The sequence below is a fragment of the Thalassospira sp. NFXS8 genome (assembly GCF_040148805.1).
Taxonomy (GTDB): domain Bacteria; phylum Pseudomonadota; class Alphaproteobacteria; order Rhodospirillales; family Thalassospiraceae; genus Thalassospira.
In genome coordinates this window covers 824,031-850,432 of the sequence record NZ_JAGEMF010000001.1, presented here as the reverse complement: position 1 = coordinate 850,432, position 26,402 = coordinate 824,031, and the positions used below count along the sequence as shown (strand labels likewise).

Here is a 26,402-nt window from a genome sequence, read left to right as displayed (position 1 = left end):
CCCTGGCCTTCCGGCATGGTCTGGTTCTGTTGGCTGCACTGCCTGTGTATAAGTTGGGCTTGCGTGTTATAGCGATGCTTCAAGTGGCAGGATAATACGGATATTAAATCCTTGTTCCGCCCCTGAAACAATATCGGTTTTACCGCCGTGCGCGGCAATGATGCGCTGGGTGATGTGTAAGCCCAATGCAATTCCATTGCGCGGGGTGATGGTTTCCAGATTGGTTTTTTTCTCGTAAAACCGGTTCGGTCCTGAATTCTGCTCGAGAGTGCTTTGAATCGAAAACATCGAATTGCGCAGGGTTTCAATGTCAACGGCCTTGGCCCCGTCCAACCCCGGATGGGATATGTCTATTTTCAGTGTCATATTGTATTCTTCGTGCGCGACCAGCGAAATGGGTTCTCCTGGCTGGTGGCGGCGCGCATTTTCGATAACATTGGTAAGTGCAAGCCCCAGCAACGTTTCATCCGCATATAAAACGTTATTGGCCCCGCCGTTATAAACAAGGTCAAGTTTGGCGTTTTCACGCTGGGCCAGAGTGATAAATTCCTGAAGAAAGCCTTTGGCCGGGATCAGTTTTCGGGCCAGGGCAAATTGCGGGGCATTCAGGTTATCCTTGCCTAAAAACACATCAACCAGTCTTGCCAGTTTTCCTGACTGGTCCTGAATGCGTTTCAGCCGGTCTGTTACAGGGCGGGGAACGCCATGCTCGCCACGGGCAAGGGCATCTTTGTTCAGACGCAGTGTTACCATTTCAGCAGCCCGCTGGATCACCGCCAAAGGGGTGCGAAATTCGTGCGATAGCATGGAAACCAGTTTGCGCTGTTCCTGAACAATCTTTTCCGTGCTTTCAGCCAGATTGGCAGCTTTCAGACGATCTCGGTCAATGGCTGTAATGCGCAATGCCATCAGCACGCTCATCAAAACAAGATGTGCCGCCAGCGCAAAGGGGTATGCTGCGGCGGTTATGTCATTGACGGGGAGGAAGTGGTTTAGGGCAAGGTAATATACCATCAGGGCGGTGGTGGGCACCGCCATCACAGTCAGGTAAATCCAGTGAACAATAAAACGCGGATTATGAATGATGCGCCGTATCAGAAAACTGATGTAAATTAACATGATACATGTATGTGATAACTGACAGTAACTGGCAAAGGTGGTGTAAAGTGGCGATGTCGCCGTGACAGACCCCAATAAAATAATGATGGAATAGCTATAGAAAATCTTTTTGCAAAACCGGCATTCCGAACCGATATCAAGAATATTGACCCAAAGCAGGCTGGCTGCCGCGATGTTAATGGCCGTTCCTGCCCCTACCAGCAAATCATTGGTATAGGGCCATTCCGGGGCAAAAAGGGTAAGAAATAATCCTCCAACAGCCGATGATAATGTGCCAAATGCCGCCAGGCAGGCGCCATAAAGTGCAACAGCGTAATCACGGATAAAAAAGCCGATCACCACGTAAATGATCGACATCATCATCAAAACGCCAATAAAAAGCCCCTTTGCCGCCAGGCCCAGCGACCACCGGCTGATTTGAGCATCATTTGATAGCAAGGATGCTTCGATAAATTGAGTGCTGTTGGACTGTGTGCGAATGTAGAGGGTATATTTACCCTTATCTATTGCCGGAAACGGAGCCAGGTGTTCCGGTGCCAAAACAGGACGTTGGCTTGAAGGAACATGGTCGCCCAGGAGTACCGACCAAATAGGCACCGGATTGTCTTTTTGGGTCAGATACAGGTTGATCACGTTCAAAAAGATGGGGCCGATATCGATGTGGCGGCTTTCGCGGATCGGGTTGGATGCGATCAAATCAATGCGATACCAAATAGCATTGTTGGTATAGCCAAAGGCCGGGACTTTGGTGTGGGAGGTAAAGGCGCTGTCGGGCAGGGCGCGAATGTCGTTTAGGGTTTTGTTCTGTTCCGGGTCCTGGTAACTGGCGATATGCCCGGTGAATAAAATATCGTCCGACAAAGGTGCCGAAATATCGACCGGAGGGGCCAGGCCAGCGTGTGCCGGGCTGTAATGGGCGTCAGTCCCTGTTATCAGGCCAATAAGCATCAGCAACAGCAACCCGGAAACAGGCCTGTATGATTTTAGATATATCAGCGCGCTTTTATATTTGGCCAAAGCAGTAAACAGCATGGTCAATCTGCCCCCGTCTTGCGCGCATTTCGGCCCGACGTTATCCGTTGGGTATTGCGGTGGCGGATATTGTAAATGGTTGCTTCGCGATCAATTGGCAGTTTGAAAATAACTGTGGTGCCACCTTTTTCGGCGACCGACATTGTGATCGCCCCGTTATGGGCCTCGAGAATGCGGCTGGCGATATGCAGGCCCAGGCCAACGCCACGGGTACCATCCGAGGTTTTACCCCGATAAAATGCCAGGGAAACCTGTGACAGGTCTTCTTCGTTCATGCCAGGTCCGTGGTCTACCAGGCGGATATAGGCATATCCGTCGCCGCGATGATTGCAATCAATTGAAACAGGCGATCCTGGCGCATATTTTCGTGCGTTTTCAATGACATTAATGATGGCAAGTTTTAAAAGGGTCGGGTCCGCATTGATGGACGTATCGGCATCGCCGTGCAGGGTAATATCAATTTGTGTGCCCTCCTGATCAACGGAACCGATAATACCGGCAAGGAAGTCAAACAGATTGACGGTTTGGCGGTTCAGGGTGAACGCCCCGCGATCAAGGGTGTCTTTTGTCAGAAAAACATCCACCAGCCCGGATAATTGACCTGCGTGGTTACGGATGCGCGCCATGCGATCTGCGATACCTTCACCGGCATCACCAAGATGCAACGAAATTAACTCGGCTGATCGTTGAATGATTGCCAGTGGTGTTCGAAATTCGTGACCTAACATGGTAATGAATTCGCGTTGTTCTTCGGCAAGAAGGCGGGTTCGATGGCGCCGGCTTTGTGCTGCAATCCGCGAGTTTTCAAGATAACTGGTGCGATACGCCATCGCTATTCCCATCAGGATCAGATGGAAAATGGTAGCTACCGGATAAACAACCCGGGTGAGCTGGTTAGTTGGTGCCGCGCCGACCAAAGAGGCAACATAAAGGGCAGCTGCAATGCAGGGAAGACCCAAAGCGACCAGATAAAACAGGTGCATGCCCCGCGGAGTGAGCCAGACACGATAGATCAGGCAGATAAACATGCTCACAAGCACGAGCAGGTGAAACGACAGAAAATAATGACCAAATTCGGTGTAATAGGAGGTCGGCGATGTTAGCACCATCGAGGCCGCAATACCGGCATAAATACAATAAGCCCGATAGAGACGCTGGTTTAACTGGCGCAAGTTAATAACCGTAACCCACATCATGACGCTGGTTGCCACAGAAAGGGCCGAACCGCCACCTGTTACGATGTCATTTAAAGGAGGCCATAGAGGTTGCAACAGTAAAAGGCCTAACCCGGAAAGACCAATGCACGTTATCGCCACTGACAAAACGTAATTGCCATACCAGAACAGCGAAATATCGCGGATCAATACACCGCCGATAAGATAAACGCCGCCGATAACCGTCAGGGCAGCGACCAGAATGCTTGACAGGATCAGGGCGCGCCCGCCTTTTGACATCAGGGTCGAATCATTGCGAAAGCTGGCTGACAGGGTGTTGGTGCTGGTTGTTTCCACCCGAAAAACAATGCTGTATTTACCCGGCGCAAGATCAGGAAGGCGGGTTGTCGGGTAGCGGCTTTTTATGGTGTCGCTGGTTGCCTTGATGGCATCACCCAGCAGGTCGCGCCAGACGAATTTTTGCGCATTTATGCTAAAGATTGCAACATCAATCCGGTTAAGGTAAGGCGGGCTTATTTCCAGAAACAGGCGCATATTGTGTGATGTCGCTGTTTCCGGTGTGTCGGGAAATTCTACTTCAAATTCTGCCCGATACCAGACTGCGTCACGGGTATATCCCGCACTGATCGAATTGTGGACCGGGACAAAATCCTTGGCAGGCCGCTCTACGACTTCGCGAAACGACAGAATTCGTTCCGGGTCGTTCAGGCGAACGATATACGGGTCCAACGACATGTCAAACAGGGCCTGCTTGCCTGGCGGTGTAACCGTCAGACGTGCGCCCTGGGCATGTGCGATGCTTCCGGTCAGGAAAAGAACGGTATAAAAGACAGCAATCAGAATATAAAAAATGGACCGTTTTTTATGCATTTCCGTTTGTTCGGGGATGCGTTCCGGTCGTGTTTGTTGGCCAACACTTTGCACGTTATGCGAAAGTTGCCGGTATATCCCCATTGCTATTTTTTTTGACGGTATCAATCCCCTGGACCCTCAAAAACCACCCCGTTTATGTGTTAACGTTAAATCAGGCCTGATGCCATTGCTTTGTTATGCGGATTTGAACCGCTTCATTGTCCGGTATATACAAAACCATCTGTTTGGCTGGGGCAGGTATAAGAACAAGAATGGACAAGCCGGTGGCATTCTGACCTGACTTTGTTATAACCGCAGACCGAAACCGGACGATCAAGCAAGGAACCCGGTTGTTGAGATGCCGGATCAAGCATAGTGAAAGAACACAACACATGAGCCGCAAGTATTTTGGGACCGACGGGATCCGTGGAACTGCCAACAGTGCGCCGATGACGGCCGAAGTCGCCCTTAAGGTTGGTATGGCCGCAGGGCAATATTTTACCCGCGGCAACCACCGTCATCGTGTGGTGATCGGCAAGGATACCCGGTTGTCGGGTTATATGCTTGAACCAGCCCTTGTCGCCGGTTTTACATCGATGGGTATGGATGTAATTCTGGTGGGGCCAATGCCTACGCCTGCGGTTGCAATGCTGACCAAATCGATGCGGGCCGATATTGGCGTGATGATTTCCGCATCACATAACCCGTTTGAAGATAATGGCATCAAGCTGTTTGGCCCGGATGGTTTCAAATTATCCGATGCGGTTGAAAGCGAAATTGAAGCCCTGATGGAAAGTGATCTTTCGGCGCTGCTGGTACCGGCCAAATCATTGGGCCGGGCAAAGCGCATTGAGGACGCACCGGGGCGTTATATTGAAGCCGTCAAATCGTCGTTGCCGGGGCATGTAACGCTTGAAGGATTACGAATTGTCCTTGATTGCGCCAATGGTGCCGCCTACAGCGTTGCGCCGATGGTTTTGCGTGAACTGGGTGCAGACGTTATTGAACTTGGCACCACACCAAACGGTTTTAATATTAATGATAATTGTGGTTCGACCCACACCAAACCCATGTGCGACCTGGTTGTTGCACAAAAAGCCGATGTCGGCATTGCCCTTGACGGGGATGCTGACCGTGTTCAGATGTGCGATGAAAACGGTCGCCTGATTGATGGCGACCAGTTAATGGGGCTGGTAACCGCACATTGGCACAAAACCGGCCAGTTGCGCGGCAATGCCCTGGTGGCAACGGTGATGTCAAACCTGGGTCTGGAACGGTATCTGGAAAATCAGGGATTGCGCCTGATCCGCACCAAGGTTGGGGATCGTTATGTGGTCGAGCAAATGCGTGCCCTTGGTTGTAATGTTGGCGGTGAACAGTCCGGACATATTGTGTTGTCGGACTTCGCCTCGACCGGTGATGGCTTGCTGGCATCCTTGCAGGTGCTGGCTGTGCTGGCGGGGCATGACGGCCCGGTATCACAGATGACCCATGTATTTGATCCGCTGCCGCAAGTTTTGAAAAATGTGCGTTATGCTGCCGGAACCGACCCCTTGGGCCATACCAGTGTGATCGAGGCGATTTCAGCCGCGGAAAAGTCGTTTGACGGTAACGGCAGAGTGCTTATTCGCAAATCGGGCACTGAACCGTTGATCCGGGTGATGGCTGAAGGCGATGATGCCATCCATGTCGAACGTGTTGTTGATGGTATTATTGCGCAAATCAATACGGTAACCGCCTAAAGCCGGTTCAGGCTTCGGCTTTCCGCAATTTGGGTTTGAAGAACAGGAGATTCCCGATGAAGGGGCGTGTGTTGATCCTTGCCGGTTCTGATAGTTCCGGTGGTGCGGGTATTCAGGCAGACATTAAAACCGTGACTGTGCTGGGGGGCTATGCCGCCACGGCGATTACAGCCCTTACGGCACAAAACACCCAGGGCGTGTTTGGCGTGTTGGGGATCGACCCTGCCTTTATCATCCAGCAGGCTGAATTGATGCTCGATGATATCGGTGCGGATTGCCTAAAAACCGGTATGTTACATTCTGTCCCCGTGATCAAGGCTGTTGCCGGCTTGCTGGATGGCAAAGCAGCCGGTGTGCCTGTGGTGATTGATCCGGTAATGATTTCGCAAAGCGGATCACGCCTGTTGGACGAAGATGCGGTTGAAAGCCTGATCAAACTGCTGATACCGCGTGCCACTGTTTTAACTCCTAATATTCCCGAAGCAGAAGTTTTGTCTGGTCTTCGCATTACCAGCGAGGCCGATATGATTTTGGCGGCAGAAAAGATTGGCGCGATGGGGGCCAATGCTGTTCTGGTCAAAGGCGGGCATTCCGAGGGAAACAGGATTGTCGATATTTTGTGGGATCGGGAACACGGTATTTCCGGCTTTGAAGAAGATCGTATTCCGTCGAACAATAACCATGGTACAGGCTGCACCCTTGCCAGTGCCATTGCAACAGGGATTGCCCAGGGGCTTGATCTGGGGGATGCGGTGGCGCGTGCGCGTGCTTATGTACGTGAAGCCATCCGTACCGCCCCTGATTTCGGCAAGGGGAATGGCCCGCTAAACCATGCCCATCCCGTCACTGGTGAATAACCCGCAATAGAAAGCCACGTGTTATGCCCATGCGCACGGCAATGCCGGGAACATCGTTTTTTGATCAGGCCCGGAATAATGCCTGGTCGAATTTTCGTCTATTGGCCTGTTGTGAAAAACTGCCGCAGATAGAGCTAACAGCAGGGCGCACGTCATTTTTCCCAACAATCCTGCAAACCCTCAATCATATCCTGATCGTGGATTGGTATTATATTGATGCCCTTAAATCCGGCGGTCGGGGGCGGGATTGTTTTACCCGTGCCAACCCGTTTGCCGATATAACGACCCTGGCCGAAGCCCAGCGCGCCAGCGATGGTGAATTGCTGGATTTTTGCGAAAAACTGACAGGGGACGCTGCCCTGGAAATGGTTACACTGGACCGAGGCAAGGGCGAAATGGCCTATGAGACAGCAGGGGCGGTGTTGTCGCATTTGTTTGTGCATCAAACACATCATCGCGGGCAGGTTCATGCGATGTTATCGGGAACGTCGCAAAAACCGCCCCAACTTGACGAATATTATCTCGATTGCGACGCCGTTTACCGCGGAAGCCATTTTCAGGATATTGGCTGGAACGATAAATGATGCATTTTATTCGCGGGCGAATGGCCCGCCGGTTATTGGCCGTGGGTATTATTGCCGTTTTGGCATGGTCAACACTGGGCGGCCCGCGCGAATGGTTCGCCAATCAGATATGGCCCGATAATGCGGCCCCGTGGGAAAGTGTAACCGCCGTTTATTACCCCGATAAAAACGATCGGTCGGCCTTCAAGTTTGCGGGCGAAGGACTTGATAGCGTTGAAAAATGCAAGAACGTTGTGCGTAAGCTGGCGGGGGAAAACAATGACCCGGATTTAACACGCGGATCTTATGATTGTGCGGTGGGGTTCTATCCCACCGACGACCATACCGGCCATTACCGACTGAAAATTACGCCCTGATTACCGGCCAGACTGTTACAGAACATACCATAACAGGGCAGGCAGGCTGATTGCAGCGAGAAAGGTTGATGCAATAACAACCCCGGCAACTTCTTCGGGGTCGTTGTCGTATAGCTGGGCAAACAGGTAACAAAAAACCGCGACCGGCATTGAACATTGCAAAATCACAACCCCTCGGGCCGCTCCGTCCAGCCCCAGAATTTCCGATAATCCAATTCCGACACCAAACCCCATCGCCAGACGCAAAACCGACAGGCCGATACTGCGAAGCAGGCTGACCGGCTTAAGCCGTGCCAAAGATACACCCAATGTAAACAGCATTAACGGGATGGTGAGCTGGCCGATCAGATCGGTGGTGTTGTAAAGCCAGGCCGGAACCGGCGTTTTGGTTGCCAGAAACACAATTGCAATTAATGTTGCCGGAACAATCGGCATTTTCGCAAGCGAGCGAATTGAAAATGTGCCGGCGACAAACGCCACGCCAACAGTAAGTTGCAACACAATCATCGCGGCAAAAAATGCCACGGCTAATGCCAAACCATCATTGCCAAATGCCAGCAAACACAGCGGTAACCCGACATTGCCAATATTGGGCCAGCTTAGCGATTGCAAATAGGTGCGCGGGGATAGCTTGAACAGTTTCAGGATTGGCCAGCCAATGGCAATAAAGGCCAGAATGGAAAGAACCGCTGCAGTGCCCATCGACAACAGGGCATCTGCGCCGAGTTTAACGGTGGCAAGGGCGGCAAAGGTCAGGCATGGCGTGCCAAAATAGGTCACAAGCGATGTGACAAGGGATGTATCAAAATGTTTGCCGGCCCGTGCCCAGAAATATCCCAGACCGGTTGTGATAAAAACCGGAGCCAGAATGGCAAAAATATTTGCAAACATGGATCATCCCCCTGACAACTACGCCAGCCTTGGTAATTGCCATGTTCTGGCAGGGTCCGACAAGTTAATAATGGTAATACCAGTTATAATGCCGATGTTTTATCGGCTGTTTTCTAACCATCGAAAGCCGTATTGTGAAACTTCCTAAATGTGGGGCCGTTATATTTGTGCCTTGCTGTAAGGCATTGGTTATCCCATTTTAAGGTTGCCGGATTTAAGCCGGGTACTCTCAGTTTCGCAGTTAACACAGCGCTGGACAGGCATTTTTGATATGACCGATTATTCTTTTGTGCGCCGGCACCTGATCGACCCGTCGCCCAAATGGCGGGATCAGCGCAACCCTTTGCCAGCTGTTTTTCTGGATCGTGACGGGGTAATAAACGAGGAAGTGCATTATCTGTCGCGATCGGAAGACATGGTGTTGATCCCCGGTGTGGCACAGGCCATTGCCCGGATTAACGCAGCAGGCGTGCCGGTTGTGGTTGTGACCAATCAATCCGGTGTGGCGCGCGGGTTCTTAACCGAAGACCAGTTGTATGATTTGCATATTCGGATGACGGAGCTGCTGGCCGATGCCGGGGCAAGCGTACAGGGTATTTATTATTCGCCGTTTCATACTGATGGGCAGGGTGAATATCGCAAGGAAAGCATTTGCCGCAAGCCCGGCCCCGGTATGATTTTTGCCGCCTGCGAGGATTTTGCAATTGATCGCCCTGAAAGTGTGCTGGTTGGTGATAAAATTGCCGATATTCGCGCGGGCAATGCCGCAGGCCTTAAAACCGTGATGGTGCGGACAGGACATGGCGCCAGGGAAACGTTACTTCCCGCCGCTGCCGAGGAGGCCGGATTTATTGCAGACGACCTGTTGGCCGCAGTGAACCAGTTGTTTGCCAGTGGTGCCATCGCCAAATAGGACCGGTTACTGTATGCACCACAGCCGCCAGACATCGCGATAGGCCTCCTCAAAATCAGCGGCAATCATGCGGTGGTCCATCATGCTGGCTTTCATTACCCTATCACGCAATGTTCGCCGGATCATGGACAGGGCATCAATATCGCGGCCCAGAAGCACGGCTTTTTCGACATATCCATTGCGGGTTTCGGCGGCCAGCGCATCCAGCCCGACATCGCCAAGCACCCCAAGCCCGCACCGTGCCGACGGCATGGTGCCAGCCAGTGTTACAAACGGCACCCCATGCCATAACATGTCGCAGCCTGCAGTAATGTTATTGGCAGGGAACGGATCCAGCCCAATGTCTATCTGGTCATAAATGGTGATGTTCCGGTTTTTATCAGGGTTAATCCCCTGACATGTGATGCGATCAACATGCAAACCGGCCTGACGGGCACGATCCAGAAAATTCTGGCGGACAAAATCATCATGCAGCCCTTCCGCCTGTATGATCAGGCGGCTACGGGCTGCTTTGTTCATAATCCGTGCCCAGCTGTTTAAGACCGTATCGCTAATGCGCGGTAACGTACCAACAAAGCCATAGGTCAAATACCCGTTTAGCAGGGCAGGCAACGGGCCGGTTGCCGGGCTGTTCTCGGGCGGGGTATAGGCAAAGCCGGCATGGGGCAGGCGGTGTAATGTTTCGCTACAAAGGCGGTTTTCGGCCGCACCTGCGGCTGTCATGTCAACATGGCCGAACATGTGGTCAATTTGCCCGATGCCGGTTGATGCATGATAAAATGTGACCTGTACGGGGGCCGGGCGATAGGCAAATACCTCGATCGGGTGGTCGCGTGTGAAACCCGATAAATCAACCAGAATATCGATTTTGTCCTTTCGGATGCGATCTGCAATGCGTTCGGCATCCTGTCCTGCCACATCGCGCCAGCTATCTGCGACAATTTGCCACTGGCGGGTGATGTCGTCGTGGCGGGTGACGGCGGAATATAAAAACAGTTCTATATGATTGCGATCATGATGGCGGGCCAGCCCCATTAACCGCGCATATAACGGGTGATCGCGAAAATCGGGCGATATCCAGCCAATGCGAAGGCGCCTGTCAGTACTACGGGTATTGGCAAATTTGGGCGGGGATGCAAGGGGGGGTAAATGTGATCGCGCCCATTGTCGTGCCTGTTTTAAATATTCCGGGCCGTCAAATTGCGGCAAATACAAAAGGGCCGACAACAGCCGCGCATGAAAATCCGCACGGGCCGGGTTTTTTTCGACCAAAGCAGCAAGGCGGGCAACCCCGTGGGCCGTATCGCCCCCCCGGATCAGAATGTCGGCAAACAGGGCTTCGATATCGGCCAGTTCAGGGGCGTGTTCACGGGCGGCTTCCAGCACGTTGCTGGCTTGCTGGTATCGGCCTGATGCGATCAGGGATGTCGCCATATTGACCATTGATGGCACATGATCGCTATGGATGCTTAACGCACGTGAAAACAGGTTTTGGGCCGCGTCGATATGACCCAGTCGCAACAGAACAGCGCCAACCTGGTTGATTTTATCTGAATCAAGTTTGGCGGCTTCGGCAGCATTTTCAAATGCCATCAGGGCGGCTTCGTATTGTCCTAACGCATTCAGGGCTTCGCCAAACAGTAAAAATGCATCAAAATTGCCGTTATGCAGGTTCAGCATTCGCCCCAAAAGGTCGATTGTCTGGCCATAATTGCCGCGGGCCTTTTCAAGGCGGGCCAGATGAAACAGGGCGGTTGGGAAATCGCCGTGATAACTAAGGGCCAGGCGAAATTCGTCAATTGCGCGGTCTATTTCGCCGTTGGCTTCCAGGGCAATGGCATAGTTGCACCGGGCCGCCGGGTTGGCCCCCATGCGCGAAATGCAGCTTTCGAACAGTTCCAGGGCTTCACGATGCTGCCCCTCGCGAGTCAGCAGAGTGGCAAGAAGATGCTCGGCCTCGTTATGGTTCGGGGCGATATCGAGAACGCGGCGGTAAATTTTTTCCGCTTCTTGCAGGCGGTTGCCTTCGTGGGCCGCCAGTCCGCGCCGCAGCAATGTTGAAAGCTCGGCTGTCATGCAATGCCTTGTTTTTGATGTCCTGTCCTATAATGACGTAACCGGGGCTGGTTTGTCATCTTATTCGGATGTTAGTGCTTTAACATCAAATGCTTTAATACCTGGAAATTGACAATGCTATGGCCTGTCGCCAGTGCAACGGTTCTGCCGTCGATCAAATGTGGCAGTTGGGATTGCAGCACTCCGGTTTGCAGACTACGTGCGAAGAAAGCAGGCATCGATAATGCCGGGCGTGTGGTGTTTGTGTATACCTGTTGCTATCCAAACCGTGGCGGGCCATTGCTGTGGCAATGAGTGTTACGGTAACTCCCAAAAAAAAAACCCCAGCCACAAACGGGCCGGGGCGAGAATGGGAGTGGGAGAATCGCCTGGCGGCGATAATCGAATATTAAAATATTCTTTCGTGACGGCACCGTCTCCTATTCGTTTGATTGATCTTGTGGGTCTTTGGGATAGGGTGATTGGCGTACATAATCCAATGGGGCAGTACATTTGGGTTAGTGCGGTTATGGCTGCTGGTTCGCCCGGGTTTTTGCCTGTAAGCTGACAGGTATAAAAATACCCGCATGGCAGGTTTGTCGAAACTTTCAGCCAAAAAACTGTAAAACAACGCCAAGTCTGTGCTAGAACGCGAGTTCAAAAATATCACGTATAAAGAGAGGGTCGACCCATGCCGGAATATCGGTCTCGTACAACCACCCATGGTCGCAATATGGCGGGCGCGCGCGGCCTTTGGCGCGCAACAGGCATGAAGGATGAAGACTTTGACAAGCCGATTATTGCGGTGGTCAACAGCTTTACCCAGTTTGTACCGGGCCATGTTCATCTTAAAGACCTGGGCCAGATGGTTGCACGCGAGATTGAGGCTTCGGGTGGTGTCGCCAAGGAATTTAATACCATTGCCGTGGATGATGGCATTGCGATGGGGCATGACGGTATGCTTTACAGCCTGCCGTCGCGCGAAATCATCGCGGACTCGGTTGAATACATGGTTAATGCCCATTGTGCCGACGCCATGGTGTGCATTTCCAATTGCGATAAAATTACCCCTGGCATGTTGATGGCGGCCATGCGCCTTAACATTCCCTGCGTGTTTGTGTCGGGTGGTCCGATGGAAGCCGGCAAGGTGACGATTGATGGCAAGGAACGCCATCTTGATCTGGTTGATGCCATGGTTGAGGCGGCCGATCCGAAAATTTCGGACGAACAGGTGGCTGTCGTCGAACGTTCTGCCTGCCCGACCTGCGGGTCGTGCTCGGGCATGTTTACCGCCAATTCCATGAACTGCCTGGCCGAGGCGCTTGGTTTGGCTTTGCCTGGCAATGGATCGGTTCTGGCGACGCATGCGGCACGTAAGGAACTGTTCCTTGAAGCTGCCCGCACATCAGTTCGTTTGGCGCGCCGTTATTACGAAGAAGACGACATTACCGCAACGCCGCGCGGCATTGCATCTTTCAAAGCCTTTGAAAATGCAATGGCACTTGATATTGCCATGGGTGGGTCAACCAACACGGTGTTGCATTTGCTGGCAATTGCCCGTGAAGCCGAACTTGATTTTACCATGACGGACATGGACCGTCTGTCCCGTCAGATTCCGCATCTGTCCAAGGTGGCGCCGTCTCATCCGTTATATCATATGGAAGATGTGCATCGTGCCGGTGGCATCATGCGTATTCTGGGCGAACTGGAACGGGGCGGGTTGCTGCATACGGATGTGCCGACTGTTCATGCCAAAACCATGGCGGAGGCCCTTGAAAAATGGGACATCAGACGAACCACCAATGAAAATGTTCAGAAATTCTATCGTGCCATGCCAGGTGGTGTACCCAGTCAGGTCGCCTTTAGTCAGGAACGTTACTGGGACGATCTGGATATGGACGAAAAAGGCGGCTGTATTCGTGACATTGAACACGCCTATAGCAAGGATGGCGGTTTGGCTGTTCTGTTTGGCAACATGGCGATCAATGGCTGTATTGTTAAAACTGCCGGTGTCGATGCCAGCATCCTGAAATTTACCGGCCCGGCTGTTATTTGCGAAAGCCAGGATGAAGCCGTTGCCAAGGTTCTGGGCGGTGAGGTCAAGGAAGGCGACGTTGTTGTCATTCGTTATGAAGGACCCAAGGGTGGGCCGGGTATGCAGGAAATGCTCTATCCGACCAGCTATCTGAAATCGATGGGGCTGGGTAAGGCTTGCGCCCTGATCACTGATGGTCGTTTCTCGGGTGGAACGTCGGGCCTTTCAATTGGTCATGTGTCACCCGAAGCTGCGGCTGGTGGCGATATTGCCCTGGTTGAACCGGGCGACACCATCGAAATCGATATTCCCAACCGGACCATCCATATCGCGATTGACGATGCCGAAATGGCTGCACGCCGCGAAGCAATGGAAGCCAAAGGTGCGGCTGCCTGGAAGCCCGCCAAACCGCGCAAGCGTAAGGTGACAACGGCATTGCGGGCCTATGCCGCCCTTGCTACCAGTGCCGATAAGGGCGCTGTGCGCGACGTGACGCAGGTTGAATTCTGATCCTGAAGGTCGCTATCTGAATTTTAAAGCCACCCGGTATGCTTTGGCGTGCCGGGTGGTTTTTTTTATGGAAATTTTCGCCGCACGGCTTGTGAAGCGATTGACAAGGGCTTCAGAGAAGCCCGCCCCTTTTAAATCAGCTGATGATTTCAAGCGCCAGCGCAATGCCCTGACCGCCGCCGATGCACAGGGTGACAATGCCGCGTTTAAGGCCATCGCATTGCATGGAATGGATTAAACGGGTGGTTAAAACGGCCCCGGTGGCCCCAATCGGGTGGCCATGCGCAATGGCCCCGCCATCAACATTGACGATATCTTCGGGCAGCCCCAGTTCGCGTAGCACTGCCAGCGGCACGGCGGCATAGGCTTCGTTAATTTCGATGCGGTCAATGTCGCCACGCTGCCATCCCGCGCGATGCAGTGCCTGTTGCACGGCGGGGACGGGGGCAATGCCAAACATCGCCGGGGCCACGGCCGCGACGCCGTAAGATACCAGCCGTGCCATCGGACGTAGGCCTGCTTTTTCGGCGGCATCGCGGTTGGCGACAATCATGGCCGCAGCGCCGCTGTTTAAACCCGGTGCGTTGCCGGCGGTAATGGTGCCATCGGGGCGAAAGACCGGGCGTAATTTTGCCAGCACATCGATGCTGGTTTCCGGGCGAACCGATTCATCGCGATCAAACGTGATTGTTCCTTTTTTACCGGCAATTTCGATGGCAGTAATTTCGCCCTCAAACGCCCCGTTTTGCTGGCGGGCTGCAAAGTTCTGGTGCGAGCGGGCGGCCCAGCGGTCCTGATCGTCGCGCGAGATGTTTTTTTCCGTGATCAAATCTTCGGTGTGCCAGCCTGAATGTTCGCCCGAAAAGGCATCATGCAGGCCGTCTAGCAACATGCTGTCCTGTATTTCACCGGGCCCCATGCGATAGCCAAAACGGGCGTTGGGCAGCAAATACGGGGCGCGGTCCATGTTTTCCATGCCCCCCGCGATCATGATGGCGCTATGGCCCAGCCATATTTCACGGGCAGCAGCGGCAATGGCCTCGGCCCCTGAACCACAAACACGGTTTACTGTTACTGCCGGAACCGCATCGCCCAGCCCGGCATTAACCACGGCCTGGCGCGCCGGGTTCATTTTGTTGCCTGCCTGCACCACATTGCCCATCACTGCGCCGTCAATCTGGCGAGCAGACAGTTTGGCATCGGCCATAACCCCGGCAATAACCCGCGCGCCAAGGTCGGTTGCGGAAACGGGGGCAAGGGTGCCGTTGAATTTGCCAATGGCCGTGCGGCGCGGGGCGCATAAAACGATATCGGGAAGGGTCATGTCTGTGTCCATTCATGGCAGGTTGGCGATGTTGCTGGCGTGTCAAGCCGGGCTATTAAATGCATATGCATTTAATATATAGTCATATGCATGAACTTGGCAATCATCATGCCGCCCTTAACCGCCAACCGGGAGTTGCTGTGTGACCAAACATGAAAAATCGCCCCGCGCGGATGCGGTTGCCCTGGCCCTGACCGGCGTCTGTATGGCGCATGCCCTTCGCCGTGCAACGCGCGTGGTCAGCCGGCAATATGATGCCGCCCTTGCGCGGCACGGGTTGACCATCGGCCAATTTACCCTGTTGGCGCATATTCAGCGAATGGCAAACCCGTCGGTACAGGCGGTGGCCGATGCCATGTTTATGGACCAGTCAGCCATGTCGCGCGGGTTGCGACCATTGGAAAAGGCGGGGCTGGTGATATCGCGGATGGACCCTGCCGATAAAAGGCGGCGCTTTTTATCGGTTTCCGATGCTGGCCGTTCTGCATTTGATGCCGCCGCAGGCGACTGGCAAAAGGTGCAGTCGCGGTTGCGTTACAATCTGGGGTCGGCAGAGTTTGATATGCTGCGCAAAACCTTGCTGACGTTTGAGCGCGCTCAAGCTGAATAACGCCCGAACAGACAAACCCCGCCGTGACAGCGGGGTTTGCACAAAACAGATTTTAAGGTGTTTTCGGTCTATGCCAGTGCTTTTTGCAAAGGCAGATAATCGTAGCCCAGTTCGCGAGCAACTGCTTCATAGGTGATGTTGCCATCATGCACGTTAAGGCCCGCTGCCAGATGAACATCATCCTGACAGGCCTTTTTCCAGCCCTTGTCGGCGAGGGCGAGCATAAAGGGCAGGGTGGCGTTGTTCAGGGCGAAGGTGGATGTCCGGGCAACCGCACCGGGCATATTGGCAACGCAGTAATGCACAACGTCATCAACAATATAAATCGGGTCGGCGTGGGTGGTGGCTTTGGATGTTTCAAAACACCCGCCCTGATCAATGGCGACGTCCACAATGACCGAGCCTGGCTTCATTTTTGACAGTTGTTCACGGCGGATCAGTTTTGGTGCGGCAGCACCGGGGATCAGAACCGCCCCGACAACCATGTCGGCATCATATACCAGCGATTCGGTATCATCGATGGTGGCATATTGGGTTTTGATGCGCGGACCGAAGATATCGTCGAGATAGGTTAACCGTTTGATGTTTTTATCAAGAATGGTGACATCGGCCCCCATGCCTGCCGCGATGCGGGCAGCATTCGTGCCAACGACACCACCGCCAATGACAACCACCTTGGCCGGGGAAACGCCGGGGACACCCCCCAGCAACATCCCGCGTCCGCCATTGGCTTTCTGCAGGGCAGCAGCCCCCACCTGGGGTGCCATGCGCCCGGCCACTTCCGACATCGGGGCCAATAATGGCAGGCCGCCGTTGCGGTCGGTGACGGTTTCATAGGCAATGGCGGTTACGCCCGATTTGATCAGGCCTTTGGTTTGTTCAGGATCCGGTGCCAGATGCAAATAGGTAAATAACAACTGACCGGGGCGCAGTTGTTCATATTCAACTTTTTGCGGTTCCTTGACCTTGACCACCATTTCGGCGGTGGCAAAAATCTCGCTGGCAGTATCAATTATTGTGGCCCCCGCTGCCTGATAATCGGCATCACTACAGCCAATACCGGCACCAGCATTGGTTTCGATAATGACCTTGTGGCCGTGGGTAATGGCTTCGCGTACGGATGACGGGGTCATGCCGACGCGATATTCATGGTTTTTGATCTCTCTTGGGACACCGATTAACATCGTGTGACCTCCCGGATTTTGAAGTGGCGGGTGGGCTTTTTGCCCGGCTTTTAGTTATGTTTGAACGTTACCCTAAAATTATGGCAATTTCTCTTCAATTTGGGCCGCAAAAAATGGTAATGTTGGCAGATTATTTTAAGAAAATGCCAATATGTCAGGGAAACATTCGAATGGACATCGACGATCGCGACCGGATGATATTGCGCTTGCTGCAGCAGGACGGGCGCATTAGCAATGCGGATCTGGCGGAAAAAGTGAACCTGTCGGCCTCGGCTTGTTTGCGCCGTGTACGCCTGCTTGAAGAAGCCGGGTTTATTGACCGTTACGCCATGTTGCTAAACCCGAAACGGATCGGTAAACCGGGCAATGCCTTTGTCAATATTTCCATTGCCCGGCAAACGCGGCAGGCGCTGGAAGATTTTGAACGGGAAATCCAGTCTGTTCCCGAAGTCGTCGAATGTTACCTGTTGGCAGGGCAAAGCGATTATCTGGTGCATGTTGTGTACAGCAACACATCGGATTACGAACGTATCCACAGCGAAGTCCTGACCCAGTTACCCGGTGTGGAACGGGTGCAAACCGTTATTACCCTGCGCGAAGTGAAACGTACCACAGAATTGCCCGTGTGAAAAACAATGCCCGGTTGTCGTGTTTTGGCGGGTGATCATACGAAAATTGATTTTGTTGTTTTGGCAGAAGAAACGCTATCAAAGATGACCAATAGTCATTTTGGATGATCGAAAAAACATGCAGAATCATGCAATTGGCTTTAGCCATTCTTAAAAATGCTGCATCGTTTTGACATTGCTGACCGCATGGCTGCATTGCGTATCGGATGTTTGTGAAGCGTTAAATGAGGTGATAGCGGGAACGGTTGTTTGACTCTGCACTTCTTTGCGGGCAATAATCTGCCGGGGAGAAGACCGGGGAAGAACAATTTATGGAAAACGAATGCCTCGTTCGCGCACGCAGTCATGAACAAAAACTGCGCCGTAGGAACGATATAATAGACGCCGCCGAGGCGCTTTTTCTGGAAGGTGAGGGGCAACTGCCGTCAGCGGCGGAAGTTGCAAAAAAGGCCAACCTGGCCAAAGGCACATTATACCTTTATTTTTCCAGCAAAGAGGCCTTGTTTCTTGAGGTGCTCCGTCGCTTTTTCAAGGGATGGAGCGAAAACAATCTGGATATGATCGAGCAGGAGGCCCTTCGCCCGCCTGCAGAACGCGATGCCTTGCGTGTTGCCCGCCAGTTTGTTGACTATCTTGTTAAAAGATCACGGTTTTTGCATTTGGCATCACTATCGCATGGTGTGCTGGAGCAAGGGGCCGATGACGAAAGCGTGTTGATCCATAAGCGGTATGTGGCCGCTATGGTTAAACGTACTGCGGATGCGCTTTCTGAAATTTATGCCATTACGGCACAACAGGCCCGAAACCTGATGGCGAATTCGTTCGCCCTTGTATTGGGGCTGTGGCAAATGTCGCAGGTGCCTGCCAGGGTTGTGGTGCTGATGCGCCAGAATGCCCTTGAAGACATGATTATTGATTTCTCCCAGTCTGCCGAAACGGCTGTCATCGAGTTTTGGCGCGCCGAAATTACGGTGATGAAGCAAAGCAATGTTGGGCAGCAGGATGCACCGGCTGTTTTATAGTTATTTTGTGACTGTGAATTGAAAAAGGATGGCCGCATTTTGTTCGGCCATCCTTTTTTATTGATCGTTCGCCGTGATAAACGCAGCATTTTGTGGCTTTTGTTAAACGAAAACCGCCCGGGGCAAGGCCGGGCGGTTTTGTGTTTTATTTTATTGTCGACGAGACATCATAATCAATTAGCCGACAATTCCGGGATCATCCTGTATCTGGCGGCTGCGTTGCCGTTCGGAGCGCATGACAAGGATGCTGGCAATAATGATCAGGATTGAAATTGCAACAATGATCAGGGTGGCCAACGCATTGATTTCGGGCGAAACCCCCAGCCTGACCGACGAAAAGACTTTCATGGGTAGGGTGGTGGAACCGGGGCCGGCCACGAAACTGGAAATGACCAGATCATCAAGCGACAGTGTGAAAGACAGAAGCCAGCCTGCCATCAGGGCCGGTAAAATCATTGGCAGTGTGATCAGGAAGAAAATCTTGGTGGGCTTGGCCCCCAGATCCATCGCCGCTTCCTCGATCGAGCTATCCATCCCGGCCAGACGTGATTGAATAACAACGGCGACATAGGCCGCACAGAATGTTGTGTGGGCAATGACAATGGTGGTCATGCCCCGGCCTTCGGGCCAGCCGATAAGCTGTTCCATGGTAACAAATAACAGCAGCAATGACAGGCCGGTAATAACGTCGGGCATCACCAGCGGGGCTGCGATCATGCCGGAAAACATGGTGCGGGTTTTAAAACGCCCGAACCGTGACATCACCAGCCCGGCCGGGGTGCCAATGGCAAGGGCAAGGGTCGCTGACATAACCCCGATACGCAGGCTGTTCCAGGCAGCGTCAATCATGCCGTCATCCTGAAACAGTTCGACATACCATTTGGTTGAAAACCCGGCCCAGACCGTAACCAGTTTGCCTTCATTGAACGAATAAATGATCACAAGCAGGATGGGCACATAGAGGAAGGCAAAACCGAAACACAGTGCCGAGGTTAAGAAGATTGATCTTTTGCCGCTCATTTCCCGGCCTCCTCGGTTTTACCCTGAATGTGCTGAAAATACATGATCGGCACGACCAGAAAAATCAGCATGGCGATCGCAACAGAGGATGCAATTGGCCAATCCCGGTTGGAGAAAAACTCGTTCCACAAGGTTCGCCCGATCATAAGGGTATTGGGGCCGCCCAGAAGTTCCGGAATTACGAATTCGCCCACAGCAGGAATGAAAACCAGCAAGGACCCTGCCAGAACACCGGGCATGGAAAGCGGCAGCGTAATCTTCAAAAACGCCTTCCATGGTTTGCAGCCAAGGTCGAGGGCAGCTTCAAGCAGGCTGCCATCCATTTTTTCGAGCGTTGAATACAGCGGCAGGATCATGAAGGGCAGGTAGGTATAGACAATGCCGATATAAACCGCGAATTCGGTTTGGCGCATAATCAGGGGTTCGGAAATGATGTGCATCCCCATCAGGGCAGCGTTGATTAATCCCTCGCGGTCCAAAATGCCGATCCAGGCATAAACGCGGATCAGAAAGCTGGTCCAGAACGGCAGAATCACCAGCATCAGCAACAGGTTGCGCGTAGACCCCTTGGCCCGGGCAATGCCATAGGCCATTGGATAGCCGATTAATAGCGTGATGACGGTTGAAATGGCGGCAATACGGATCGAATTCAGATACGCGGTGATATAAAGGCTGTCGGAAAGCAAAAACAGGTAATTGCCAAAATTGATGGCAACATTGACCCCTTCATCCACCCATTGAAACAGCGCGCTATAGGGCGGCTGGGCATATTCGGCGGTGGCGAAACTGATTTTTAAAACAATCAGGAACGGCACCAGGAAAAACAGGAACAGCCACAAATAGGGCAAGCCAATAACAAGAACCCGCCCATGCCGGATCATCCAGCGGTCAAAACGTTGTTTAAGGGTTGGTTTTATCTCGCTCATTGGTTCAGCACCGAGGCGGACCCCGTCTCCCAGGTTACCCAAACCCGGTCTTCCCACGTATAGCGCGGTTCATTGTGGCGATGGGTATTGGGTTCGCTAACCTTGATGCGCAGGCCGCTGTCAAGGCGGACGTGATAGGTCGAAAGGCCGCCAAGATAGCCGATTTCCTCGACCTTGCCGCCAAAACAGTTATGGGCGCTGTCTTCGGGTTTTTCGGTGCAAAGACGCAGGCGTTCCGGCCGCAGGGCAACCCAAAGTGTGGTGCCTTCATGGCCCTGAACCGCGTGGTCGATATAAATATCGCCGCCAATATCGTCAGACCGGATGATGGCGTATTTTTCGTCATCATCAACCAGTGTTCCTTCAATCAGGTTGACCTGACCCAGGAAATTGGCGGTAAAGCGGGAATTGGGGTATTCATAAAGTTCAAACGGGGTACCTTTTTGTTTGATGACCCCTTCATTCATCACAGCAATGCGCGAGGCCATTGTCATGGCTTCTTCCTGATCATGGGTCACCATGACAAAGGTGGTGCCAAGTTTTTCCTGGATATTGACCAGTTCAAACTGGGTTTGTTCGCGCAGTTTTTTATCAAGCGCCCCTAACGGTTCGTCGAGTAACAAAACCTTGGGTTGTTTGACAAGTGACCGCGCCAGGGCGACACGCTGGCGTTGTCCGCCCGAAAGCTGATGCGGTTTGCGTTTGGCAAACTTGCTCATTTGCACCAGTGCCAGCATATCGGCGACGCGGTCTTTGATTTCAGATTTTGAATAACCGTCCTGATGCAGGCCAAAGGCCACATTGGTTTCAACACTCATATGCGGGAACAGCGCATAGGATTGAAACATCATGTTGGTGGGGCGTTCATAGGGTGGAACGCCGGCCATATCCACGCCATCAATAAAGATTTTGCCGTCGGTCAGTTCTTCAAACCCGGCCAGCATGCGTAACAAGGTGGTTTTACCACAGCCTGAACCACCCAGCAGGGCGAACAGTTCGTGACGATAAATATCAAGCGATACATCGTCGACAGCGTAAAAATCGCCGAATTTTTTGGTTACTTTTTCAAACCGGATAAACGGAACCGCATCCGGATCGTTCCACGGTTGGCTTGACTGCACGCATTCGCGTGCTTCTTGCTGATTGGCCCCCTGCGACACCAGGATTCTCCCGTCTGATGTTGTGAAACTATTTATCTTTTTTCTGCTTAACAGGATGAAGCAATTCCGCAATCTGTAAAGAGTGGTGTGCGATATTTCGAACGTTTAGATGGTGTTTTTGGCTAAAATGCAGGGAAAATGGGCGGTGCTGTTCAGTAATTGAGCATTTTTTGCTTCACAGAAGTTGCTTTTATCCATCGTGTGTTTGCGTTTGCGAAGGGTTTTTTCGCGTTGCGTAATACGAGTCATTAAAAAAACAAGGCGCGGGGGGACCGCGCCTTGTGTATATCCGTTTTTTATTGAAACAGACCTTACTGGCCGGTTTTCAATTTGGTCCACAAACGGGTCCGTTCGCGCAGCAATTTGGGCCCGGGTTCAACCTTGGCGCGCAGTTTTGCCTTTACCTCGTCCGACGGATAAATGCCGGGGTTATTTTTGATTTCATCATCAACATATTCCATCGCTGCCAGGTTCGGGCCAGCATAGGTAACATAGTTGGTGATCGAGGCACTAACCTTGGCATCAAGAACATAATTGATGAATTTGTGTGCCAGATCGGGGTGCGGTGCATCGGCCGGGATTAACATGGTGTCAAACCAGATCAACGTGCCTTCCTTCGGGATCACATAATTGATGTGAACATCATTTTCGGCTTCGTCGGCACGGTCACGCGCCATAAACACGTCGCCGGAAAAACCGACAGAAACGCAGACATTGCCGTTGGCAAGATCGTTGATGTACTGGGAACTGTTGAAATAGGTGATAAACGGACGAACTTTTTCAAGCTGCGTCATCGCGGCCTGAATGGTTTCCTTGCTTTGCGGTTTGTCGCCATTACCCAGATAGAAATTAACCGGATCAACCATTTCCCCCGGATCATCAAGCAGGGTCAGGCCACATTTTGACAACGGTTCGGCGTATTTCGGATCAAAAATAAGCGCCCAGCTATCGGTCGGGGCATCATCGCCCAGAATTTCCTTAACCTTGTCGACATTGTAGCCATAGCCGTTTGTGCCCCACATATAGGGTACGGCATAGGCATTGTCGGGGTCGTATTTGGCAGTCTGTTTCAAAATAGCCGGGTCCAGGTTGCCATAGTTTGGCAATTTGGATTTATCCAGCTTCTGGAAAATATCAGCCTGGATCAGGCGTTGGGCATCGGCCAGAGTTGGCACAACAATGTCATAGCCCGAATGTCCTGCCAGCAATTTGGCTTCGACAACCTGATTGCTGTCATAGACATCGTAGTTGACCTTTACGCCATATTCCTTTTCGAAATTGGCAACGGTATCCTCGGCGATATAATCCGACCAGTTATAGATGTTCAATACATCCTCGGCCGATGCAATGGTCGCATGGGCTGAAACAGCCGCGACCAGCGCAACCAGGCTGGTGGTGCATTTTTTTAGTGACGACATGTCGCTGTGCCTCCCTTAATGACAGCGTTGAGACAGGCAAACGGGGGATGTTGCCCCTGCAAGCTCTGATCTATCCTTTAAACGGTTCGCGGATTTGTCAAACACAAGATACTGGCACGCCACTAATTTTGTGTTTTCAAGCACGCATAAACCTTGATGTTGATCGCGTTTATTGGCCGGTTTTCAGTTTGGTCCATAACCGGGTTCTGGTGCGCAGAATTTTTTGCCCGGGTTCAACCTTGGAACGCAGTCGTTCTTTCACCTCGTCTGACGGATAAACGCCGGGATTGTTTTTGATGCGGTCCTCGATCATATCCATTGCGGCCAGGTTGGGGCCTGCATATTCGACATAATTCGTGATTGCCGCACTGACATCGCCCCGCAAAATATAGTTGATGAATTTCAGGGCAAGGTCAGGATGCGAGGCATCAGCCGGGATCATCATGGTATCAAACCAGATCAACGTGCCTTCCTTGGGAATAACATATTTGATCTCGTTGCCATTATTGGCCTCCGCAGCGCGTGACGCGGCCATATAGATATCACCCGACCAGCCAATGGCGGCGCAAATGTTACCATTCGCCAGATCGTTGATATATTGGGAACTGTGGAAATAGGTGATGTAAGGGCGAACTTTTTCAAGTTGCGCCATTGCGGCCTCGACGGTTTCAATGTTTTGCGGCGTGTCGGCAGTACCTAAATAAGCACTAACAAGGGGGACAATTTCGCTGGGATCGTCCAGCATGGTTAGCCCGCATTTGCCAAGAGCCTCGGCATATTTGGGGTCAAATACCATCGACCAGCTATCGACCGGCGCGTCATCGCCCAAAACTTCCCTGATTTTGGCAACGTTATAGCCAATGCCGTTTGTGCCCCACAAATAGGGTACGGCATAGGCATTGTCGGTGTCGTATTTGGCTGTTTGCTTGAGAATTGCCGGGTCCAGATTGCTGTAATTAGGCAATTGCGACTTGTCGAGTTTCAAGAATAACCCGGCCTTGATCAGGCGCTCGGCATCGGCCAGCGTTGGCACCACAAGGTCATAACCGGAATTGCCAGCCAGCAACTTTGCCTCGACCATCTGGGTGCTGTCATAAACATCGTAGTTAACCTTGACGCCAAATTCCTTTTCAAAATTGGCGACGGTATCTTCGGCAATATAGTCTGACCAGTTGTAAATATTTAAAACTTCTTGTGCCGATACGTTATGGGCAAGGCTTAAAAGGCCAATGGCGGTCGTAAAGGCTGTCAGGCTGATAGATTTTTTGTTTGGTTTCATTTTGCGGTGCCTCCCTGGTGGCAACGTCATTTATCATGGGGGCCTCCCTGTTCCTCCCATGCCTGCCATAATCCTGTGAGGTTTCCGGATTTTGTCAAACACTTGAATCAGAGTCTTGGCGTGTTTTGAATTTTATGCTGTTTATTTCGTATATTACAAAAAATAATTGCGCCGAAATATCGATTTCGGCGCAATATTTGCGTGAATTCACGGCACATTAAAACGATCAGGGTTAAACGTTAAGCAGAAGATGCTCACGTTCCCATGCGCTGATCACGGTTTGGTATGCATCCCATTCGGCTTCCTTAACTGCCAGAACTGCGGCAGAAAATTCGTCACCCAGCAGTTCCTTTAAGGGGCGGGACCGGCTGAATTTTGCCAGGGCTTCGTGGATATGTCGGGGCAGGGAATGCGCCCGGTCATAACCCGATCCTTCGATCGGTGTTGTCGGATCGATTTCTTCCTGAATGCCCAAAAGGCCACAGGCAAGAGAAGCCGCAATCGCCAGATAAGGGTTGGCGTCGGCACCCGGAATGCGGTTTTCGATCCGGCGGGCACTGGGCGGGCCGTTGGGCTGGCGCAGGCCAACCGTGCGGTTATCCAGTGCCCAGTGCATGTTGATTGGCGCATCCGACCACGGCTGCAACCGGCGATAGCTGTTCATGTTCGGGGCCAGCAACGGCATTGCCGCGGGCAAATAACGCTGCAAGCCACCAATATAGTTCAGGAACAGTTTGGAATTTTCGCCGTCTTCATTGGAAAACAGGTTTCTGCCGGTGTCGATATCGATCAGGCTTTGGTGAATATGCATGGCGCTGCCGGGCAGGTTGCCCATTGGTTTGGCCATAAATGTGCCATAGACACCGTGTTTTAATGCCGTTTCACGCAGCGTGCGCTTAAACAAAAACGACTGATCGGCAAGTTCGAGCGGCGCACCATGGTTAAAGTTCATTTCCAGCTGTGCCGGGCCCGATTCGTGGCTCATGGTATCGGCATCGATATTCATGGCCTCGCAATAGTCGTAAAGGTCTTCGATCAGCGGGTCGAATTCGTTAATGGCATCAATGCCAAAGGCGTTTGATGCCCGTTCCGGTCGGCCAGAACGCCCGACAGGCGGTTCAAGCGGGTTGTCAGGGTCGGTGTTTTTGGCAACCAGATAAAATTCAAGTTCCGGGGCAATGATCGGGCGCATGCCCAGGTTTTCAAACTGTTTGAGGACCCGTTTAAGAACATTGCGCGGGGAAATCGACACTTCCTCGCCGGAAAAATGGTAACAATCGCAAATGATCTGGGCGGTTGGTTCTTCGTACCAGGGAACAACACGAATGGTTTCGGCATCAGGTACCATCACCACGTCTTTTTCCGCCGGGTCCAGAAATGCATCGGTTTCTTCGGGGTATCCACCGGTGACAGTCAGGCAGAAAATTGCCTCGGGAATGGCGAGGCTTTTGTTTTCAACCCCGCGCAAAAACTTTTGGGTTGGCAACACCTTCCCGCGTGCCACCCCTGACATGTCAGGGACAATACATTCGACTTCTTCAATTTTTCGTTCGGATAGCCACGTTTTGAGATCCGTACTCATCATAAGTCGGGCGCTTTCACGCCAGTCCTTCATAATTGCAGTTTATTGCTTTTTTACCGGTTTTTACCGGCGTCCTTTACAACAAACTGTGTTTAAGTTGGCAAATGATCGAATAAATTTCGGTTTT

General features: G+C 52.3%; 21 protein-coding genes. 9 read left to right on the top strand and 12 right to left on the bottom strand.

Features of this window, described 5'->3' with window-relative positions; all coding sequences use genetic code 11:
- Positions 1-66: 66 nt before the first annotated feature.
- Together J4E05_RS03850 and J4E05_RS03845 are read right to left on the bottom strand one after the other, a co-directional pair.
- Complete coding sequence (locus J4E05_RS03850; RefSeq protein WP_349592517.1) at positions 67-2,151, bottom strand: sensor histidine kinase; 2,085 nt, start codon at positions 2,149-2,151, stop codon at positions 67-69.
- A 2-nt stretch (positions 2,152-2,153) separates the two neighbouring features.
- Positions 2,154-4,196 carry a sensor histidine kinase gene (locus tag J4E05_RS03845; protein ID WP_349592515.1) on the bottom strand — a complete coding sequence of 681 codons (2,043 nt, stop codon included), beginning with the start codon at positions 4,194-4,196 and terminating at the stop codon, positions 2,154-2,156.
- Positions 4,197-4,570: 374 nt separating this feature from the next.
- Here J4E05_RS03845 and glmM point away from each other — a divergent pair, with 374 nt between their 5' ends.
- From glmM to J4E05_RS03825, 4 genes are read left to right on the top strand one after another with little or no spacing between them, the layout of a single operon-like run.
- Entirely contained in the window at positions 4,571-5,920 is a 1,350-nt protein-coding gene (gene glmM, locus J4E05_RS03840; RefSeq protein ID WP_349592513.1) for a phosphoglucosamine mutase, read from the top strand.
- A gap of 56 nt (positions 5,921-5,976) precedes the next feature.
- A complete protein-coding gene (gene thiD / locus J4E05_RS03835) occupies positions 5,977-6,777 on the top strand; it encodes a bifunctional hydroxymethylpyrimidine kinase/phosphomethylpyrimidine kinase (protein ID WP_349592511.1) in 801 nt (266 codons plus the stop codon).
- A gap of 23 nt (positions 6,778-6,800) precedes the next feature.
- Complete coding sequence (locus J4E05_RS03830; RefSeq protein WP_349592509.1) at positions 6,801-7,361, top strand: DinB family protein; 561 nt, start codon at positions 6,801-6,803, stop codon at positions 7,359-7,361.
- Positions 7,358-7,717, top strand: a complete 360-nt coding sequence (locus J4E05_RS03825; RefSeq protein WP_349592507.1) for a hypothetical protein — start codon at positions 7,358-7,360, stop codon at positions 7,715-7,717. The genes J4E05_RS03830 and J4E05_RS03825 overlap by 4 nt, the downstream gene beginning before the upstream one ends.
- A 15-nt stretch (positions 7,718-7,732) precedes the next feature.
- Here the strand turns inward: J4E05_RS03825 and J4E05_RS03820 are convergent, their stop codons facing one another.
- Positions 7,733-8,608 carry an AEC family transporter gene (locus J4E05_RS03820; protein WP_349592505.1) on the bottom strand — a complete coding sequence of 292 codons (876 nt, stop codon included), beginning with the start codon at positions 8,606-8,608 and terminating at the stop codon, positions 7,733-7,735.
- Between the two features lie 271 nt (positions 8,609-8,879).
- Here J4E05_RS03820 and J4E05_RS03815 point away from each other — a divergent pair, with 271 nt between their 5' ends.
- On the top strand, positions 8,880-9,521 hold the full coding sequence (locus J4E05_RS03815; protein ID WP_349592503.1) for a D-glycero-alpha-D-manno-heptose-1,7-bisphosphate 7-phosphatase: 642 nt from the start codon (positions 8,880-8,882) through the stop codon (positions 9,519-9,521).
- A gap of 6 nt (positions 9,522-9,527) precedes the next feature.
- On the opposite strand, the gene J4E05_RS03810 is transcribed toward J4E05_RS03815, so the two are convergent.
- Positions 9,528-11,597 carry an O-linked N-acetylglucosamine transferase family protein gene (locus J4E05_RS03810; protein ID WP_349592501.1) on the bottom strand — a complete coding sequence of 690 codons (2,070 nt, stop codon included), beginning with the start codon at positions 11,595-11,597 and terminating at the stop codon, positions 9,528-9,530.
- A 670-nt stretch (positions 11,598-12,267) separates the two neighbouring features.
- Between J4E05_RS03810 and ilvD the strand changes: the two genes are divergently transcribed.
- Positions 12,268-14,121 (top strand): dihydroxy-acid dehydratase, encoded by a 1,854-nt coding sequence (gene ilvD, locus J4E05_RS03805; protein ID WP_349592499.1) that lies wholly within the window; start codon positions 12,268-12,270, stop codon positions 14,119-14,121.
- Positions 14,122-14,257: 136 nt separating this feature from the next.
- Here ilvD and J4E05_RS03800 read toward each other — a convergent pair whose 3' ends face one another.
- On the bottom strand, positions 14,258-15,445 hold the full coding sequence (locus tag J4E05_RS03800; protein ID WP_349592497.1) for a thiolase family protein: 1,188 nt from the start codon (positions 15,443-15,445) through the stop codon (positions 14,258-14,260).
- A gap of 142 nt (positions 15,446-15,587) precedes the next feature.
- Between J4E05_RS03800 and J4E05_RS03795 the strand changes: the two genes are divergently transcribed.
- Positions 15,588-16,055, top strand: coding sequence for a MarR family winged helix-turn-helix transcriptional regulator (locus J4E05_RS03795; RefSeq protein ID WP_349592496.1), 468 nt, complete (start codon positions 15,588-15,590; stop codon positions 16,053-16,055).
- A gap of 68 nt (positions 16,056-16,123) precedes the next feature.
- On the opposite strand, the gene ald is transcribed toward J4E05_RS03795, so the two are convergent.
- On the bottom strand, positions 16,124-17,239 hold the full coding sequence (ald, locus tag J4E05_RS03790) for an alanine dehydrogenase (RefSeq protein ID WP_349592494.1): 1,116 nt from the start codon (positions 17,237-17,239) through the stop codon (positions 16,124-16,126).
- 170 nt (positions 17,240-17,409) lie between these two features.
- Between ald and J4E05_RS03785 the strand changes: the two genes are divergently transcribed.
- Both J4E05_RS03785 and J4E05_RS03780 read left to right on the top strand, forming a co-directional pair.
- Positions 17,410-17,868, top strand: a complete 459-nt coding sequence (locus J4E05_RS03785; protein WP_085582045.1) for an Lrp/AsnC family transcriptional regulator — start codon at positions 17,410-17,412, stop codon at positions 17,866-17,868.
- 311 nt (positions 17,869-18,179) lie between these two features.
- Positions 18,180-18,890: a TetR/AcrR family transcriptional regulator gene (locus J4E05_RS03780; RefSeq protein WP_085590513.1), complete on the top strand. Its 711-nt coding sequence runs from the start codon at positions 18,180-18,182 to the stop codon at positions 18,888-18,890.
- 177 nt (positions 18,891-19,067) lie between these two features.
- Here J4E05_RS03780 and J4E05_RS03775 read toward each other — a convergent pair whose 3' ends face one another.
- The 6 genes from J4E05_RS03775 to J4E05_RS03750 all read right to left on the bottom strand — a co-directional run bounded on the left by J4E05_RS03775 (position 19,068) and on the right by J4E05_RS03750 (position 26,275).
- Positions 19,068-19,910 (bottom strand): ABC transporter permease subunit, encoded by an 843-nt coding sequence (locus tag J4E05_RS03775; RefSeq protein WP_085590512.1) that lies wholly within the window; start codon positions 19,908-19,910, stop codon positions 19,068-19,070.
- The gene (locus J4E05_RS03770; RefSeq protein ID WP_085581404.1) at positions 19,907-20,836 is read right to left on the bottom strand and encodes an ABC transporter permease subunit; all 930 of its coding nucleotides are present in this window, start codon (positions 20,834-20,836) and stop codon (positions 19,907-19,909) included. The genes J4E05_RS03775 and J4E05_RS03770 overlap by 4 nt, the downstream gene beginning before the upstream one ends.
- Positions 20,833-21,996, bottom strand: a complete 1,164-nt coding sequence (locus J4E05_RS03765; RefSeq protein ID WP_085590510.1) for an ABC transporter ATP-binding protein — start codon at positions 21,994-21,996, stop codon at positions 20,833-20,835. The genes J4E05_RS03770 and J4E05_RS03765 overlap by 4 nt, the downstream gene beginning before the upstream one ends.
- A gap of 311 nt (positions 21,997-22,307) precedes the next feature.
- Positions 22,308-23,414, bottom strand: a complete 1,107-nt coding sequence (locus J4E05_RS03760) for a polyamine ABC transporter substrate-binding protein (RefSeq protein ID WP_085590506.1) — start codon at positions 23,412-23,414, stop codon at positions 22,308-22,310.
- A gap of 169 nt (positions 23,415-23,583) precedes the next feature.
- On the bottom strand, positions 23,584-24,693 hold the full coding sequence (locus J4E05_RS03755) for a polyamine ABC transporter substrate-binding protein (RefSeq protein WP_349592489.1): 1,110 nt from the start codon (positions 24,691-24,693) through the stop codon (positions 23,584-23,586).
- Between the two features lie 232 nt (positions 24,694-24,925).
- Complete coding sequence (locus J4E05_RS03750) at positions 24,926-26,275, bottom strand: glutamine synthetase family protein (RefSeq protein WP_085590746.1); 1,350 nt, start codon at positions 26,273-26,275, stop codon at positions 24,926-24,928.
- Between the last annotated feature and the right edge of the window lie 127 nt (positions 26,276-26,402).

Excerpts from the sequence above, each read along its gene's own strand:
- J4E05_RS03845 (WP_349592515.1), bottom strand. The coding sequence starts at position 4,196 with ATGCATAAAAAACGGTCCATTTTTTATATTCTGATTGCTGTCTTTTAT.
- J4E05_RS03825 (WP_349592507.1), top strand. The coding sequence starts at position 7,358 with ATGATGCATTTTATTCGCGGGCGAATGGCCCGCCGGTTATTGGCCGTG.
- ilvD (WP_349592499.1), top strand. The coding sequence starts at position 12,268 with ATGCCGGAATATCGGTCTCGTACAACCACCCATGGTCGCAATATGGCG.
- glmM (WP_349592513.1), top strand. The coding sequence starts at position 4,571 with ATGAGCCGCAAGTATTTTGGGACCGACGGGATCCGTGGAACTGCCAAC.
- J4E05_RS03785 (WP_085582045.1), top strand. The coding sequence starts at position 17,410 with ATGGACATCGACGATCGCGACCGGATGATATTGCGCTTGCTGCAGCAG.
- J4E05_RS03810 (WP_349592501.1), bottom strand. The coding sequence starts at position 11,597 with ATGACAGCCGAGCTTTCAACATTGCTGCGGCGCGGACTGGCGGCCCAC.
- J4E05_RS03760 (WP_085590506.1), bottom strand. The coding sequence starts at position 23,414 with ATGTCGTCACTAAAAAAATGCACCACCAGCCTGGTTGCGCTGGTCGCG.
- J4E05_RS03780 (WP_085590513.1), top strand. The coding sequence starts at position 18,180 with ATGGAAAACGAATGCCTCGTTCGCGCACGCAGTCATGAACAAAAACTG.
- J4E05_RS03830 (WP_349592509.1), top strand. The coding sequence starts at position 6,801 with ATGCCCATGCGCACGGCAATGCCGGGAACATCGTTTTTTGATCAGGCC.
- J4E05_RS03750 (WP_085590746.1), bottom strand. The coding sequence starts at position 26,275 with ATGAGTACGGATCTCAAAACGTGGCTATCCGAACGAAAAATTGAAGAA.
- thiD (WP_349592511.1), top strand. The coding sequence starts at position 5,977 with ATGAAGGGGCGTGTGTTGATCCTTGCCGGTTCTGATAGTTCCGGTGGT.
- ald (WP_349592494.1), bottom strand. The coding sequence starts at position 17,239 with ATGTTAATCGGTGTCCCAAGAGAGATCAAAAACCATGAATATCGCGTC.
- J4E05_RS03770 (WP_085581404.1), bottom strand. The coding sequence starts at position 20,836 with ATGAGCGAGATAAAACCAACCCTTAAACAACGTTTTGACCGCTGGATG.
- J4E05_RS03815 (WP_349592503.1), top strand. The coding sequence starts at position 8,880 with ATGACCGATTATTCTTTTGTGCGCCGGCACCTGATCGACCCGTCGCCC.
- J4E05_RS03800 (WP_349592497.1), bottom strand. The coding sequence starts at position 15,445 with ATGACCCTTCCCGATATCGTTTTATGCGCCCCGCGCCGCACGGCCATT.
- J4E05_RS03820 (WP_349592505.1), bottom strand. The coding sequence starts at position 8,608 with ATGTTTGCAAATATTTTTGCCATTCTGGCTCCGGTTTTTATCACAACC.
- J4E05_RS03850 (WP_349592517.1), bottom strand. The coding sequence starts at position 2,151 with ATGCTGTTTACTGCTTTGGCCAAATATAAAAGCGCGCTGATATATCTA.
- J4E05_RS03755 (WP_349592489.1), bottom strand. The coding sequence starts at position 24,693 with ATGAAACCAAACAAAAAATCTATCAGCCTGACAGCCTTTACGACCGCC.
- J4E05_RS03775 (WP_085590512.1), bottom strand. The coding sequence starts at position 19,910 with ATGAGCGGCAAAAGATCAATCTTCTTAACCTCGGCACTGTGTTTCGGT.